General features: G+C 72.8%; 12 protein-coding genes. 8 read left to right on the forward strand and 4 right to left on the reverse strand.

What is annotated here, in order from left to right; all coding sequences use genetic code 11:
• Nucleotides 1–286 precede the first annotated feature (286 nt).
• From OHT01_RS15700 to OHT01_RS15710, 3 genes are all read left to right on the forward strand, one after another.
• The gene (locus OHT01_RS15700) at nt 287–1,111 is read left to right on the forward strand and encodes a purine-nucleoside phosphorylase (RefSeq protein ID WP_328553785.1); all 825 of its coding nucleotides are present in this window, start codon (nt 287–289) and stop codon (nt 1,109–1,111) included.
• Between the two features lie 93 nt (nt 1,112–1,204).
• Nucleotides 1,205–2,836, forward strand: a complete 1,632-nt coding sequence (locus OHT01_RS15705; RefSeq protein WP_328553786.1) for a phospho-sugar mutase — start codon at nt 1,205–1,207, stop codon at nt 2,834–2,836.
• A gap of 173 nt (nt 2,837–3,009) precedes the next feature.
• On the forward strand, nt 3,010–4,230 hold the full coding sequence (locus tag OHT01_RS15710; RefSeq protein ID WP_328553787.1) for a hypothetical protein: 1,221 nt from the start codon (nt 3,010–3,012) through the stop codon (nt 4,228–4,230).
• An 88-nt stretch (nt 4,231–4,318) separates the two neighbouring features.
• Here OHT01_RS15710 and OHT01_RS15715 read toward each other — a convergent pair whose 3' ends face one another.
• Together OHT01_RS15715 and OHT01_RS15720 are read right to left on the reverse strand one after the other, a co-directional pair.
• Nucleotides 4,319–6,037, reverse strand: coding sequence for a hypothetical protein (locus tag OHT01_RS15715; protein WP_328553788.1), 1,719 nt, complete (start codon nt 6,035–6,037; stop codon nt 4,319–4,321).
• A gap of 114 nt (nt 6,038–6,151) precedes the next feature.
• A complete protein-coding gene (locus OHT01_RS15720; protein ID WP_328553789.1) occupies nt 6,152–6,817 on the reverse strand; it encodes a PH domain-containing protein in 666 nt (221 codons plus the stop codon).
• A gap of 281 nt (nt 6,818–7,098) precedes the next feature.
• On the opposite strand from OHT01_RS15720, the gene OHT01_RS15725 reads away from it, so the two are divergent.
• The 4 genes from OHT01_RS15725 to OHT01_RS15740 all read left to right on the forward strand — a co-directional run bounded on the left by OHT01_RS15725 (nt 7,099) and on the right by OHT01_RS15740 (nt 11,763).
• Nucleotides 7,099–7,962, forward strand: a complete 864-nt coding sequence (locus OHT01_RS15725; protein ID WP_328553790.1) for a class I SAM-dependent methyltransferase — start codon at nt 7,099–7,101, stop codon at nt 7,960–7,962.
• 462 nt (nt 7,963–8,424) lie between these two features.
• Nucleotides 8,425–9,381, forward strand: a complete 957-nt coding sequence (gene deoC, locus OHT01_RS15730; RefSeq protein ID WP_328558133.1) for a deoxyribose-phosphate aldolase — start codon at nt 8,425–8,427, stop codon at nt 9,379–9,381.
• Nucleotides 9,382–9,387: 6 nt separating this feature from the next.
• On the forward strand, nt 9,388–10,845 hold the full coding sequence (locus OHT01_RS15735; RefSeq protein WP_328553791.1) for an aldehyde dehydrogenase family protein: 1,458 nt from the start codon (nt 9,388–9,390) through the stop codon (nt 10,843–10,845).
• Nucleotides 10,846–11,763, forward strand: a complete 918-nt coding sequence (locus tag OHT01_RS15740; protein ID WP_328553792.1) for an aldehyde dehydrogenase family protein — start codon at nt 10,846–10,848, stop codon at nt 11,761–11,763. It begins immediately after the preceding gene.
• Between the two features lie 163 nt (nt 11,764–11,926).
• Here OHT01_RS15740 and OHT01_RS15745 read toward each other — a convergent pair whose 3' ends face one another.
• Entirely contained in the window at nt 11,927–12,337 is a 411-nt protein-coding gene (locus OHT01_RS15745) for a hypothetical protein (protein ID WP_328553793.1), read from the reverse strand.
• Between the two features lie 227 nt (nt 12,338–12,564).
• Between OHT01_RS15745 and OHT01_RS15750 the strand changes: the two genes are divergently transcribed.
• On the forward strand, nt 12,565–13,203 hold the full coding sequence (locus OHT01_RS15750) for a uridine kinase family protein (RefSeq protein WP_328553794.1): 639 nt from the start codon (nt 12,565–12,567) through the stop codon (nt 13,201–13,203).
• 274 nt (nt 13,204–13,477) lie between these two features.
• Here OHT01_RS15750 and OHT01_RS15755 read toward each other — a convergent pair whose 3' ends face one another.
• Nucleotides 13,478–14,272 carry a SigE family RNA polymerase sigma factor gene (locus tag OHT01_RS15755; protein WP_328553795.1) on the reverse strand — a complete coding sequence of 265 codons (795 nt, stop codon included), beginning with the start codon at nt 14,270–14,272 and terminating at the stop codon, nt 13,478–13,480.
• Nucleotides 14,273–14,442 lie beyond the last annotated feature (170 nt).

Raw genomic sequence — 14,442 nt, forward strand, 5'->3', positions numbered from 1 at the left:
CCCACCCACCCCGCGGCGGCATCTTCGCCGCTCCGCGGCGTCCTGCCCGTCGGCCCGCCCCACTCGCCCCCCTGTCAGGGCACCCCCGCGCCCGCCGTTCCGCCGCGCGTTTCCCGCCCGCCCGTCCGTCTCGGCCGGATTCTCCGCCCGAGCACCCGAGCACCCTGGCGACCGCTCAGGCAGCGCCCCCTCCCCCCTCTCTCGTCGGAAACGACAAGACAACGATCGCAAGACCGTGAGCTCTGTCATCTACGCGCGTAGGCCCAGACCGGCTACCCTCTTGCGCGTGAACGCATCTCTTCTTCCGGACGACATCCAGGGCGACCCCCACGCCGCCGCTGACGCCGCCGCCACGCGCCTGCGCGAGCTCACGGGTGCCGAGACCCATGACGTCGCCCTCGTGATGGGCTCCGGCTGGGCTCCCGCCGTGGACGCCCTCGGCACCCCCGAGGCCGAGTTCCCGGTCACCGAGCTGCCCGGCTTCCCGCCGCCGGCGGTCGAGGGCCACGGCGGCACGATCCGCTCGTACCGCATCGGCGACAAGCGCGCCCTGGTCTTCCTCGGCCGCACCCACTTCTACGAGGGCCGCGGAGTCGCCGCCGTCGCGCACGGCGTACGTACCGCCGTCGCCGCCGGCTGCAAGACCATCGTCCTCACCAACGGCTGCGGCGGCCTGCGCGAGGGCATGCGCCCCGGCCAGCCCGTGCTGATCAGCGACCACATCAACCTGACGGCCACCTCGCCGATCATCGGCGCGAACTTCGTCGACCTCACCGACCTGTACTCGCCGCGGCTGCGCGCGCTGTGCAAGGAGGTCGACCCCTCCCTGGAGGAGGGCGTCTACGCGCAGTTCCCCGGCCCGCACTACGAGACTCCGGCCGAGATCCGCATGGCCCGGGTCATCGGGGCCGACCTGGTGGGCATGTCGACGACGCTCGAAGCCATCGCCGCGCGCGAGGCGGGCGCCGAGGTCCTCGGCATCTCCCTCGTCACCAACCTCGCCGCCGGCATGACGGGCGAGCCCCTCAACCACGAGGAGGTCCTCCAGGCCGGCCGCGACTCGGCCGCGCGCATGGGGGAACTCCTGACCCAGGTACTGGATCGCCTGTAAGCGGCGGAACCCGCCCCGGCGCCCGGGGACGGAACGACCCGGGACACACCCGGGGTACACGGAACCGTACGACCGAAGAGAGGTGCACCCGAGGTGCAGGACGAACTCATCGCGCGGGCCAAGGCGTGGCTGGCCGAGGACCCCGACGCGGAGACCCGTGACGAACTCGCCAAGCTCGTCGACGCCGAGGACGTCACCGAACTGGCCGCCCGCTTCAGCGGCACGCTCCAGTTCGGCACCGCGGGCCTGCGCGGTGAACTCGGCGCGGGACCGATGCGGATGAACCGCTCCGTGGTCATCCGGGCCGCGGCCGGACTCGCCGCGTATCTCAAGGCCCAGGGACGGACCGGCGGCCTCGTGGTGATCGGCTACGACGCCCGCCACAAGTCCGCGGACTTCGCCCGGGACACGGCGGCCGTGATGACGGGCGCGGGCCTGCGCGCCGCCGTCCTGCCCCGGCCGCTGCCCACGCCCGTCCTCGCCTACGCCATACGGCACCTCGGCGCGGTCGCGGGCGTGGAGGTCACCGCCAGCCACAACCCGCCCCGCGACAACGGCTACAAGGTGTACCTGGGCGACGGTTCGCAGATCGTCCCGCCGGCCGACGCTGAGATCGCCGCCGAGATCGACGCGGTCCGCGCGCTCGCCGACGTGCCCCGCCCCGACTCGGGCTGGGAGATCCTCGACGAGGGAGTCCTGGACGCCTATCTGGCCCGTACGGACGCCGTCCTCGCCGAGGGCTCGGCGCGCACCGCCCGCACCGTCTACACGGCCATGCACGGCGTCGGCAAGGACGTGCTGCTCGCCGCCTTCGCGCGGGCCGGGTTCCCCGAGCCGGTGCTCGTCGCCGAGCAGGCCGAGCCCGACCCGGACTTCCCGACCGTGGCCTTCCCCAACCCGGAGGAGCCCGGCGCGATGGACCTCGCCTTCGCGGCGGCCCGCGCGGCGGAACCCGACCTGGTCATCGCCAACGACCCGGACGCCGACCGGTGCGCCGTGGCCGTGAGGTCCGGCGCCGACTGGCGGATGCTGCGCGGCGACGAGGTCGGCGCGCTGCTCGCCGAGCACCTGGTGCGCCGGGGCGCGCGCGGCGTCTTCGCCGAGTCGATCGTCTCCTCCTCGCTGCTCGGCCGGATCGCCGAGGGCGCGGGACTGCCGTACGAGGAGACGCTCACCGGCTTCAAGTGGATCGCCCGCGTGGAGGGTCTGCGGTACGGGTACGAGGAGGCGCTCGGCTACTGCGTCGACCCCGACGGCGTGCGCGACAAGGACGGCATCACCGCCGCCCTGCTCATCACCGAACTGGCCTCCGAGCTCAAGGAGCGGGGCCGGACCCTGCTCGACCTCCTCGACGACATCGCTGTCACGTACGGGCTGCACGCCACCGACCAGCTCTCGGTCCGGGTGGAGGACCTGTCGGTCATCGCGAACGCCATGCGCCGGCTGCGCGAGCGGCCGCCCACGGAGCTCGCGGGGCTGGCCGTCACCAGGGCCGAGGACCTGACCCTGGGGACGGACCGGCTGCCGCCGACGGACGGTCTGCGCTACACCCTGGACGGCGCCCGGGTCATCGTCCGCCCGAGCGGCACCGAGCCCAAGCTGAAGTGCTACCTGGAGGTCGTGGTGCCCGTCGGCGGCCACGGAGACCTCCCGGCGGCCCACGCGAAGGCCGCCGGGCTGCTGACGGCGATCAAGCGGGATCTGTCGGCCGCGGCCGGCATCTGAATCCCCGCCCGGTGGGAGGCGGCCCGTCCGCCGCCTCCCACCGGGCCAGGACCCGCCCGTACACCCTCTTACGGGTGACTTCCGCATGGCAGTTGACGCAGCGCTCCCGTGCGCCACCGGACGACCGAGGAACGGTTACCGGTAGCGCACCGTCGAGTCCCAGGAGCTGCCGCGTGCCCTCGACCGATTCCCGGCCGACGTCCGCCCCGCCCCGCGGTGCCCCGGGCGGACGTGTCCCCGGTGTCCCGACCGCCCGGCGCGCGCCGGGCGCCCCCGGCCTCCTCGCCGCCGTCCGCGTCTCCCTCCGGCACGCGGCCCCCGCACTCCTCGGCTACGCGGCCGTCCGCGTCACCGGCCTGCTCGCGCTCGCGTTCTGGGCGCACCGCAGACACCACGGCCTCTGGCCGATCCTGGCTGCGCAGTGGGACGCGGACTGGTACCTAGGCATCGCCGACCACGGCTACACCCACCATCTGGGCACCGCGTTCGACGCGAACAACCTGGCCTTCTTCCCGCTCTACCCGCTGCTGGTCAAGGCCGTCGCGGTCCTGACCCCCGGCTCGCGCGCCACGACCGGGCTGGCCGTCACGGTCGGATGCTCGTTCCTGGCCGCGTGGGGCGTCCACGCGGTGGGCAGCCGGCTGCACGACCGCCGCGTCGGGGTGCTGCTGACCGTGCTGTGGGCGGCCCTGCCGGTGGGTCTCGTCCAGTGGATGGGCTACACGGAGTCGCTGTTCACGGCGTTCGCCGCGTGGGCGCTGTACGCGGTGCTCACCGGCCGCCTGATGTGGGCGGCCTCGCTGGCGGCGCTGGCCGGACTGACCCGGCCGACCGGTATCGCGGTCGCCGTCGCCGTCGCCGTGGCCGCGCTGCTGTCACTGCGCCGGGGCTTCTCGGTACGGCCGCTCGCGGCGGCCGCCCTGGCACCGGCGGGCTGGCTCGCCTACGTCGGCTGGGTGGGCCTGCGCCTGGGCCGCTGGGACGGCTACATCGCCGTGCAGCGGCTGTGGCACAACGAGTGGGACGGCGGGGCGGAGACCGTGCGCCGGCTGCGCGAGGTACTGGCGCAGAACTCGTCGCCCGAGCTGTTCCTGATCATGGTGACGGTGACCCTGCTGGCGGCGGTGGTGCTGTACGGGCTCTCCGTCTGGGACCGCCAGCCGCTGCCCCTGCTGGTCTTCACCGGGGTCCTGCTGCTGATCGTCCTCGGCAGCGGCGGCGTCTACTTCCCGCGCGCCCGCTTCCTGCTGCCCGGCTTCCCGCTGCTGCTCCCCGCGGCCCTGCACCTGGCCCGTGCCTCACGCCGCTTCCGGTCCCTGTTCCTCACGGCCGCGGTGCTCGGTTCGGCGTACTGCGGCGCGTACATGGTCCTGGTGTGGCCGAGCGCACCCTGAAGCCGGAAGCCACCGGTCGGCCACCACCCTCCCTCCACAGCCCGTGCCCGCCGTCGCGTCGCGGGAGCTCGGGCCGTCGCGCCCCGGCTCACCCGTCCAGGAACCCCGTCAGGCCGACCAGCACGGCCGTCAGCCACGCCAGGACGAACGGCACCGCCAGCGGCCACAGGGGGCGCCCCCGCTCGCGCTCCTCGCTGTCGCCGGTGGGGCGCAGGGCGGGGTCGGTGTGCATGGCGGTGACCTCGGCGGCCAGGACGTCGTACGGGTGGGTCACACCCCGACGACGCTGGAGCCGGGCCCAGCGGGGCGCGGAGACCGTCCAGGACCCGTCGCCGTGCCAGCGCAGCTTGAGTTCGAGGGACTCCCGGCGGACCGAGCGGACGTCGTCCCACGGGATGTGGGTGGTCCCGCGCAGGCCGTTCAGCCAGAGCCCGGTGCGGTCGGCGGTGACGCGCCAGCACAGCTTCACGGGGATGCGGAACGCGCCGTACAGGCCGGTGAGGACAACCAGGATGTCCTTCCAGAGACCGACGTCCCCGTCGGTCGAGATCCAGTACAGCAGGACGCCCCACACCACCATCAGGAAGCCGGACAGCCGGTCCACCGCGCCCGCGCGCCAGCGGCGGACCGGCACCGGGCTCGTCAGACGCGCGGCCTCCACCAGGCCGAGGTGCTCCTCGTCGTCCGCCGCGGTCCGTGCCGCCGCCCGCTTCGCCCGCTCCAGGCGCCGCCGCACGCCGCCCTCCGACAGCGGACGTACGGGCCCGGACGACCGTTCCGTCACCGGCGGGTCACCGGGCTTCGGCGCGGCGCTGACGAGGACGACCTCGGCACCGTCGTACGGCGTCCCGTACAGGACCGCCTCCCGCAGCGGCTCCGCCCGGTCGTCGTCGAGCCGGTCGGCGGACCGCGCCCGGTCCGCGACGTCCCCCAGGTCCGCCAGGTCGGCCAGGTCCGCCACGGTGTCCGTCACGGCTTCCTCCACGACGGCCGTGTCGTTGTCCCTGTCGTGGTCCAGCGGGACCACGCCGACGGTGAACAGCGGTCGCAGGCCCGCCACGTCGTCCGCGGCGAAGACCTTCACGCCGCCTCGTCCCGTCCCGCGCACCAGGACGCGCAGGACCGGTGCGGGCGCTGCGCGCAGCGCGGCGGCCCGCCGCCTGCCCAGCACTCCGGAGAGCAGCGCGGTGACACCCAGCCCGGCCACGAAACAGCCCGCGACGGCCGCCGCGGCGCGGCCCTCCGAGGAGTCCCACAGACCGGCGGTCGCCATCACCGGAACGCCCGCCAGGATCAGGGTGATCCCGAGCCCGGAGAGGAACCGGCCCCGCCCGATGGGCCGGTCCGCGTCCGGCAGGGGTGCCGTCACACCTCCGGAGGCGGTCAGCGCCGCCTCCCGCTGCCGCTCCCGCGCTCGCAGTCGCGTCGCGGAGATCGCCAGGGCGGCCGCGGTCAGCAGGAGTGCGCCCGCGAGGACGGGGAGGACCGGCGCGGGACGCAGGACGACCGCCGCCAGGGCCAGGGGCGGCGCCCACACCCGTACGGCCTCGGGCCGTAGCTGCAGCAGGACCAGGAGGAGCCCGGCCGGCGTCGCGAGGTACGGCGGCAGGCCGGCCGCGGTCAGGCCCAGCGCGGCCAGCGCGCCGGTCAGCAGCACCAGCTTGAGAACCCGCAGCCCGACCCGTGGCACCGGTATCCAGCCCGGCGGCAGTACCCGCGTCCAGCGCCTGGTGTGTTCCGTGGTCCAGGGGAGGCAGCCGTCGGGTATCGCGGTGGCGGGCAGTGTCCGCCGGACGTCGGTGTTCATCGTTTCCCTGGGACTCGGACCACGGGGGCGGTTGTACGGCGGGCCCTCGGCTTCGTCTCCGGGTGGGGAACGGCGTTCGCGGCCGTGCGGGGCGCGGCCCCGCGATGGGCTACGTCAGCCCGTGACCAGCAGGATCGCGAGGAGGACGGCGCCTGCGAGGGCGGGGCCGATCACCTCGTACGCCCAGCGCACCGTGACCTCGCCCTGGGCAGTGTCCGCGGTGGCCCTGGACTCGGCCGTCTCACGCAGCTCCTGCATGATCCGGTCGGTCTCGGGGCGGGCCGGCGCGTCGGCGGCGGCGCCCCGGCCGAAGGAGGACGGACGGCCCAGCGACGACAGACGGCCTTCGCCTCCGGTGCCCCGCAGGGGCTGCCTGGTCGCCTTCTTGCGGGCACGCAGCGACACGGGCACCGCCCACAACTGGTACTTCGTGCCCGAGGTGTCGACGACCTCGTTCGAGTAGTGCGAGCGCAGCGAGGCGACCTGGCCCCAGGGGAGCTTGATCACGCGGAGCGGGTTGCGGACGCGCAGCCGGTCGTCGTTCGCGTAGACCGCGGGGCGCAGGGTGAAGGCGCTCACCACGGGGACGGCGAGGATCAGCCCGGCGAGCGCCAGCCACGGGGTGCGGCCGTGTCCGGAGACCAGCGCGTCGACGCCGAGCCAGCCCACGATGAACAGCAGAAGGGCGCCGCCCGCGATACCGGAGGGTGACCGGTAGATCCGGTCCCTGGCCTCGGGTCGCGAGGCGTCCGGAAGGGGTGACTGGTGGTCGGTGGTCATGGTCCCGATTGTGCACGACGTGTGCCGCGCGCTTGAGCTCGGTGGGGTCTCACTACGGTCGCGAAAGCCCTCGCCCGGCCCGTCGCCCCGGTACCTCGGCGGGGCCGGTCACGACGGCCCCCGGCGTCCGGCGGAAATTCGGGCATTCCAGGTGGCGCGGCGCGGGACAGGCGGCGGCGTGCCGCCTGATCCGGCATCCTCTTGGCCTCGGGTCGGCTTGAACTGGGACGGTGTCATCTCCGCGTCATCTCCGCGTCATCACGGCAAGCACGGGAGGCCTCATGGAACCCATCCGCAGGGACGACAAGGCGGGCGGTGGCGAGCAGGCGGCGCGCTGGAACGGCCCCGCCGGGAACGCCTGGGTCGAGGCCCAGGACCTGGTGGACGCGTTGTTCGCGCCGCTGGAGGAACTGCTCGTCGAAGCGGTTCCGGCCGGGCGGGGAGGCCGGGTGCTCGATGTCGGCTGCGGGACGGGCGGTACGACGGTGGCCCTCGCGCGGCGGCTCGGCACCGAGGGCCGGTGCGTCGGCGTCGACATCTCCGGGACGATGGTCGAGGCCGCCCGGGCGCGTGCGGCGCGGGAGGACGCGCGGGCCTCCTTCGTCCGCGCCGACGCCCAGGACCACGTCTTCGAGCCCGGCGTCTTCGACGCGGTCGTCTCGCGGTTCGGCGTCATGTTCTTCGAGGATCCGGTACGGGCCTTCACCAACCTGCGGCGGGCCGCGAAGGAAGGTGCCCGACTGCGGTTCGTCGTCTGGCGCGACATCGCGGAGAACCCGTTCATGACGACGGCCGAACGCGCCGCGGCACCGTTTCTGCCGGACCTCCCGAAGCGTCGGCCCGACGCGCCGGGGCAGTTCGCCCTGTCCGACGCGGACAGGGTGCGCCGACTGCTGGAGGAGAGCGGCTGGGGCGGGATCGGCATCCGGCCCGTCGACGCGGCCTGCGTGCTGCCCGAGGCGAGGCTGGTCCCGTACTTCAGCCGGTTCGGTCCGGTCGGTCTCGCCCTGCCCGGGACGGACGAACGGACCCGGGCGCGGATCGTCGACACGGTCCGTGCCGCGTTCGAGCCGTTCGTCCACGGCACGGAGGTCCGCTTCACGGCGGCCTGCTGGCAGATCGACGCGAGCGCCTCCGGCGGGTGAGCGAGCGGGCTCCTGTCGGGGGGCGGGTCCGTCCGGTGGGGGCGGGTGCCGTCCAGTGGGGGGGGCGGGGCCGTGCCGGTACATCCGCCCGCATCCGAACGGATCCCACCGGGGTTTCGAAGTGTGCGTAATTCCGATCCGTCCGGCCTGCGGGCATTTGATGTACCGGCGCGGCCCCTTCCGTACGTACCCGGGTGCGGGTGCGTGGTGGCTTGGGTGCAGCCCCCCATCGGCGTGGAGATCCAGCCTCTCCGGCGTTCGAGGAGCGGGGGCCGGGGCGGAGCCCCAGGTATGGGGCGGAGGGGGCGAGAGAAGGTTGTGGGGAGGGGGAGGAGAACCCCGGGTTCCGGGGATCTGGTGGGTTCCGCGGGGGCGGGCGGCCCGGCCCCGGTGTGAAAAAACCCTCGGCCGACCCCGGGGCTGTACAGCCGCTACGCGCGTAGATATGCTCGTCTGGTGACCATGCCCACCTCTGCACCTGCTGCAAACGCACTCGGCGACGTAACCGCGTCCGACAGCACGCTGCGCCGCTTCCTCCACGGGCTGCCCGGCGTCGACGCGGTCGGCCTGGAGGCGCGCGCCGCCTCGCTCGGCACCCGTTCCATCAAGACCACCGCGAAGGCGTACGCCATCGACCTCGCCATCTCGATGGTCGACCTGACGACGCTGGAAGGCGCGGACACCCCGGGCAAGGTCCGGGCGCTCGGCGCCAAGGCGGTGCTCCCGGACCCGACCGACCGCACGGCGCCCACCACGGCGGCGGTCTGCGTCTATCCCGACATGGTGGCCGTCGCGAAGGAGGCCGTCGCCGGTTCCGGGGTGAAGGTCGCCTCCGTCGCGACCGCGTTCCCGGCCGGCCGTGCCGCGCTCCCCGTGAAGCTGGCCGACGTGCGCGACGCGGTCGCCGCGGGCGCCGACGAGATCGACATGGTCATCGACCGCGGGGCGTTCCTCGCGGGCAGATACTTGAAGGTGTACGACGAGATCGTCGCCGTGAAGGAGGCCTCGGGCGCCGCCCGGCTGAAGGTCATCTTCGAGACCGGCGAGCTGTCGACGTACGACAACATCCGGCGGGCGAGCTGGCTCGGCATGCTGGCCGGGGCCGACTTCATCAAGACCTCCACCGGCAAGGTGGCCGTGAACGCGACACCCGCGAACACGCTGCTGATGCTGGAGGCCGTCCGCGACTTCCGTGCCCAGACCGGGGTCCAGGTCGGCGTGAAGCCGGCCGGCGGCATCCGCACCACCAAGGACGCCGTCAAGTTCCTGGTCGTGGTGAACGAGACCGCGGGCGAGGACTGGCTGGACAACCACTGGTTCCGCTTCGGCGCGTCCTCGCTCCTGAACGACCTGCTGATGCAGCGTCAGAAGCTGGCCACCGGCCGCTACTCCGGCCCCGACTACGTGACGGTGGACTGATCCATCATGGCTTCCGCATTCGAATACGCACCGGCGCCCGAGTCCCGCTCCGTCGTCGACATCGCCCCCTCCTACGGCCTGTTCATCGACGGTGAGTTCACCGAGGCCGCCGAGGGCAAGGTCTTCAAGACCGTCTCCCCCTCCACCGAGGAGGTCCTCTCCGAGATCGCCCAGGCGGGCGAGGCGGATGTGGACCGCGCGGTGAAGGCCGCCCGCAAGGCCTTCGTGAAGTGGTCGGCACTGCCGGGCTCCGAGCGCGCCAAGTACCTGTTCCGCATCGCGCGGATCATCCAGGAGCGCAGCCGCGAGCTGGCCGTCCTGGAGACGCTGGACAACGGCAAGCCGATCAAGGAGACCCGGGACGCCGATCTCCCCCTGGTCGCCGCGCACTTCTTCTACTACGCGGGCTGGGCCGACAAGCTCGACCACGCCGGTTTCGGCGCGAACCCGCGCCCGCTGGGTGTCGCCGGCCAGGTCATCCCGTGGAACTTCCCGCTGCTGATGCTGGCGTGGAAGATCGCCCCGGCGCTGGCGACCGGCAACACGGTCGTCCTGAAGCCCGCCGAGACCACGCCCCTGACGGCGCTGTTCTTCGCGGACATCTGCCGCCAGGCGGGCCTGCCCAAGGGTGTCGTCAACATCCTTCCCGGGTACGGCGACGCGGGCGCGGCCCTCGTCGAGCACCCGGACGTGGACAAGGTGGCCTTCACCGGCTCCACCGCCGTCGGCAAGGCGATCGCCCGCCAGATCGCGGGCACGCACAAGAAGGTCACGCTCGAACTGGGCGGCAAGGGCGCGAACATCGTCTTCGACGACGCCCCCATCGACCAGGCCGTCGAGGGCATCGTCAGCGGCATCTTCTTCAACCAGGGCCAGGTCTGCTGCGCGGGCTCGCGTCTGCTGGTCCAGGAGTCGATCCACGACGAGCTGCTCGACTCGCTCAAGCGCCGTCTGTCGACGCTGCGTCTGGGCGACCCGCTCGACAAGAACACGGACATCGGCGCGATCAACTCCGCCGAGCAGCTCTCGCGCATCACCTCGCTCGTCGAGCAGGGCGAGGCCGAGGGCGCCGAGCGCTGGTCCCCGGCCTGCGAACTCCCGTCCTCCGGCTACTGGTTCGCCCCGACGCTCTTCACGAACGTCACGCAGGCGCACACCATCGCCCGCGACGAGATCTTCGGCCCGGTGCTGTCCGTCCTCACGTTCCGCACCCCGGACGAGGCGGTCGCCAAGGCCAACAACTCCCCGTACGGCCTCTCCGCGGGCATCTGGTCCGAGAAGGGCTCCCGCATCCTCGCCGTCGCGAGCAAGCTCCGCGCGGGTGTCGTCTGGTCCAACACGTTCAACAAGTTCGACCCGACCTCGCCGTTCGGCGGGTACAAGGAGTCGGGCTTCGGCCGCGAGGGCGGTCGTCACGGCCTGGAGGCGTACCTCGCCCCGTCGAGCCCGGAGGGCGAGCGATAAATGAGCGCAGCGGAGAAGGCAGTGGACAAGTCCGAGCAGCGCCGTCTGAGCGTGTTCAAGACCTACAAGCTGTACGTGGGGGGCAAATTCCCGCGTTCCGAGAGCGGCCGGGTGTACGAGGTGACCGACTCGAAGGGCACGTGGCTGGCGAACGCTCCGCAGTCCTCGCGCAAGGACGCCCGTGACGCGGTCGTCGCCGCGCGCAAGGCGTTCGGCGGCTGGTCCGGCGCCACGGCGTACAACCGCGGGCAGGTCCTGTACCGCGTCGCCGAGATGCTGGAGGGCCGCAAGGAGCAGTTCGTCCGCGAGGTGGCCGACGCGGAGGGCCTGTCGAAGGCGAAGGCGGCGGCCGTCGTCGACGCGGCGATCGACCGCTGGGTCTGGTACGCGGGCTGGACCGACAAGATCGCCCAGGTCGTGGGCGGCGGGAACCCGGTCGCGGGTCCCTACTTCAACCTGTCCTCCCCGGAGCCGACCGGTGTCGTCACGGTGCTCGCCCCGCAGGAGTCGTCGTTCCTGGGCCTGGTCTCGGTGATCGCCCCGGTGATCGCCACCGGCAACACGGTGATCGTGATCGCCAGCGAGAAGTCCCCGCTCCCGGCCCTGTCGCTGGGCGAGGTGCTGGCCACCTCCGACGTGCCCGGCGGTGTCGTGAACATCCTGTCCGGCCGGACCGCGGAGATCGCGGCCCCGCTGGCCGCGCACCAGGACGTCAACGCGATCGACCTCGCCGGCGCGGACGACGTACTGGCCAAGGAGCTGGAGATCGCGGCCGCGGACAACCTGAAGCGCGTTCTTCGTCCACAGGCTGTGGATTACGCGCGGACTCCCGGGACCGAGCGCCTGACGGCCTTCCTGGAGACCAAGACGGTCTGGCACCCGACGGGCTCCCTGGGAGCGGGCGGCTCGTCCTACTGATCCGTCTCCGCCCGGCGCACGGCGCGCCTACGCGCCAAGATGTCGCGGAGCCCCGATCCGTGTCCCCGGGGCTCCGCGCACGAGAGAGCCGCGCTTCCCCTCCGTCCAGGGGGAGCGCGGCTCTCTCATGCCCAGGTGCCGTCGACGGCCCATGCGGGAGCTTCTAGTGAAGGAGCCCGGCCGCCTGCCCCGCCACCGGGATGGCGCCGATCGACTGCGCCTCCGCCACCGGCCCCGTCAGGGCCTTCGAGGACAGCGGTTTGAAGTCGGCGAGCTGGGTGCCCACGGCGTTGTCGAGCGGGTCCACGCCGGTACCGGCCAGCGGGTTGGGCTTGAGTCCCTCGACGGTGCCCGTGACATGCCCCACGGTGCCGGTCAGTGCCTGGAGACCCGCCTGCGGGTCGACGTCGCCGAGCGAGGCGGGCCGGGTATCCAGGGCGTTCACGACGGGGGCCGTGCTCGCGAAGGCCGCCGGGGAGGCCACGGCCGCACCGGCAGCGGCCATACCGACCATTGCGGCGATCCGCGCGGTCTTACGGGCCAGGGTGTTCTGCTGGGCTGCGTGTCGCGCCATCAGGTTTTCCTCTTTGACTAGCGGAGAGCGGAAAGCGGAGAGCAATTGAAGCGACACGCAGAGTAGTTGACCCGGGCCGCGTCCGGGGCGGTCATGGCATCCGGTTCGCCCCTGCGGGTCAACAGGCATATCAGCGCCAGTCCCCCCGGGCCCCGGAGCCGGGGATAATGGCCGGGAGCCGCGCCGACGCGCGGCGCCGCCGGACCCGTCACAGAAGGTACAGACCATTGGGTTCCCCTCCCCCGATACCCGCCCGCGTGGTGCTGCTCTGCGGCCCCTCCGGCTCCGGGAAGTCCCTTCTCGCCGCCGACTCCAAGCTCCCCGTGCTCCGTCTCGACGACTTCTACAAGGAGGGCACGGACCCCACGCTGCCCCAGGTCGAGGGCAGCGAGGACATCGACTGGGACCACCCGTCGTCCTGGGACGCGGACACCGCCGTCGCCGCGATCGAGGAGCTGTGCCGTACGGGACGTACGACCATCCCCGTCTACGACATCTCGCTGAGCGCCCGCACCGGAACCGAGGCCCTGGGCATCGGGCGGACACCGCTGTTCATCGCGGAAGGGATCTTCGCCGCCGAGATCGTCGGGCGCTGCCGCGAACTCGGCCTGCTCGCCGACGCGCTGTGCCTGTCACGGGGCGCGGTCACCACGTTCCGGCGGCGCTTCGTGCGGGATCTGAGGGAGGGCCGCAAGTCGGTGCCCTTCCTGCTGCGGCGCGGCTGGCGGCTGATGCGTGCCGAGCGCTCCATCGTGGCCCGCCAGGCGGCACTGGGCGCTCACCCGTGCGACCGGGACGAGGCGCTCGGCCGGCTGACGGCCGCGGCGGCCGGCCCCCGGCCGTCCAGCCGGGCGGCAGCGGCGTAGCACGGCGCCCGTTGCCCGGTGGGCATCGGCGCGAACCCACGGGCCCAACTCCCTTGGGGGACCGGCCCGTCGGTTCCCGGGCAACGAAAAGAGGTCCAGGCGAACCCCCGTCCGCCTGGACCTTCTTCCGTTTTCCCCCGTGCTTTCCCCCGTGGTCCCCCGTGACACGGTTGGCTCCCCGTGACCCGTTTCCCCGTGACCCCGTTGTGCGTCGGTTCCCCCCGGAACCGACTCCCCCGTCACCGGCTCCCCCCGGAACCGGCCCCCCGTACCTTCAGGCGACGAGCTCCCCGAAGGACTCCTCCTCGTCACGGCCGAAGCTGAGGACCTCGTCCTCGCGCATCCGGCGGAGCGACCGCCAGATGCTGGACTTCACCGTGCCGACACTGATGTCGAGGATCTCCGCGATCTCCGGGTCGGTGCGGCCCTCGTAGTAACGGAGGACCAGCATCGTGCGCTGGAGTTCGGGCAGCCGGGCCAGCGCCTGCCACAGGACCGCGCGCAGTTCGGTGCCGCGCATGGCGTCCGTGTCGCCGGGCGTCTCCGGCAGTTCCTCGGTCGGGTACTCGTTCAGCTTGCGGCGGCGCCACGCGCTGATGTGCAGATTGGTCATGGTGCGGCGGAGGTAGCCCCCGACCGCGGCCTTGTCGCTGATCCGGTCCCACGCCCGGTACGTCGAGAACAGCGCGCTCTGCAGCAGGTCCTCGGCCTCGAAGCGGTCACCGGTCAGGTGATAGGCGGTTGCGTACAGGGAGGCGCGGCGCTCCTGGACGTAGGCGGTGAACGCCGCTTCGGCGTCCGCCGTCCCCGCCCCGGAGTGACGCTCCCCCGTGACCTCCCTGTACGCGGCTCCCCCGTGAGCCTTCCCCCCGGCCGTACCCACCGCGGCCGGCGCCGCCGTGTTCTCCCCCTTGAACGCGTCAACAACCGCCATGTACGTGGTGTGCTGACGTCCGGCGCCGCGATCGCACCCCCGCCCGATCACCGCGCCGGACTTCTCCCCGGCCCGGGTGACGTCGTGGAGCCGCGTGACAACTGCGCCAGTACTTGTGCTGTGCAGCGTGTTCATCTCGCGCCCCCCGTCGTGGAGTCCCGGTTGTTCGGTTCGTTCCGTCGTGCGTCCTGCCTTGTGTCCAAAAGCTTGCCGGGCTCACTTCATGGCCGTGTCCGCCGACTGTCACAGACCTGTCACAGGGGCCGTTCGCGGGCGCGGCACAGTGCGATCACAGAGAAGAGCGG

This window comes from Streptomyces sp. NBC_00358 (assembly GCF_036099295.1).
Lineage (GTDB): Bacteria > Actinomycetota > Actinomycetes > Streptomycetales > Streptomycetaceae > Streptomyces.

Excerpts from the sequence above, each read along its gene's own strand:
- OHT01_RS15715 (WP_328553788.1), bottom strand. The coding sequence starts at position 6,037 with ATGAACACCGACGTCCGGCGGACACTGCCCGCCACCGCGATACCCGAC.
- OHT01_RS15720 (WP_328553789.1), bottom strand. The coding sequence starts at position 6,817 with ATGACCACCGACCACCAGTCACCCCTTCCGGACGCCTCGCGACCCGAG.
- OHT01_RS15725 (WP_328553790.1), top strand. The coding sequence starts at position 7,099 with ATGGAACCCATCCGCAGGGACGACAAGGCGGGCGGTGGCGAGCAGGCG.
- deoC (WP_328558133.1), top strand. The coding sequence starts at position 8,425 with ATGCCCACCTCTGCACCTGCTGCAAACGCACTCGGCGACGTAACCGCG.
- OHT01_RS15735 (WP_328553791.1), top strand. The coding sequence starts at position 9,388 with ATGGCTTCCGCATTCGAATACGCACCGGCGCCCGAGTCCCGCTCCGTC.
- OHT01_RS15740 (WP_328553792.1), top strand. The coding sequence starts at position 10,846 with ATGAGCGCAGCGGAGAAGGCAGTGGACAAGTCCGAGCAGCGCCGTCTG.
- OHT01_RS15745 (WP_328553793.1), bottom strand. The coding sequence starts at position 12,337 with ATGGCGCGACACGCAGCCCAGCAGAACACCCTGGCCCGTAAGACCGCG.
- OHT01_RS15755 (WP_328553795.1), bottom strand. The coding sequence starts at position 14,272 with ATGAACACGCTGCACAGCACAAGTACTGGCGCAGTTGTCACGCGGCTC.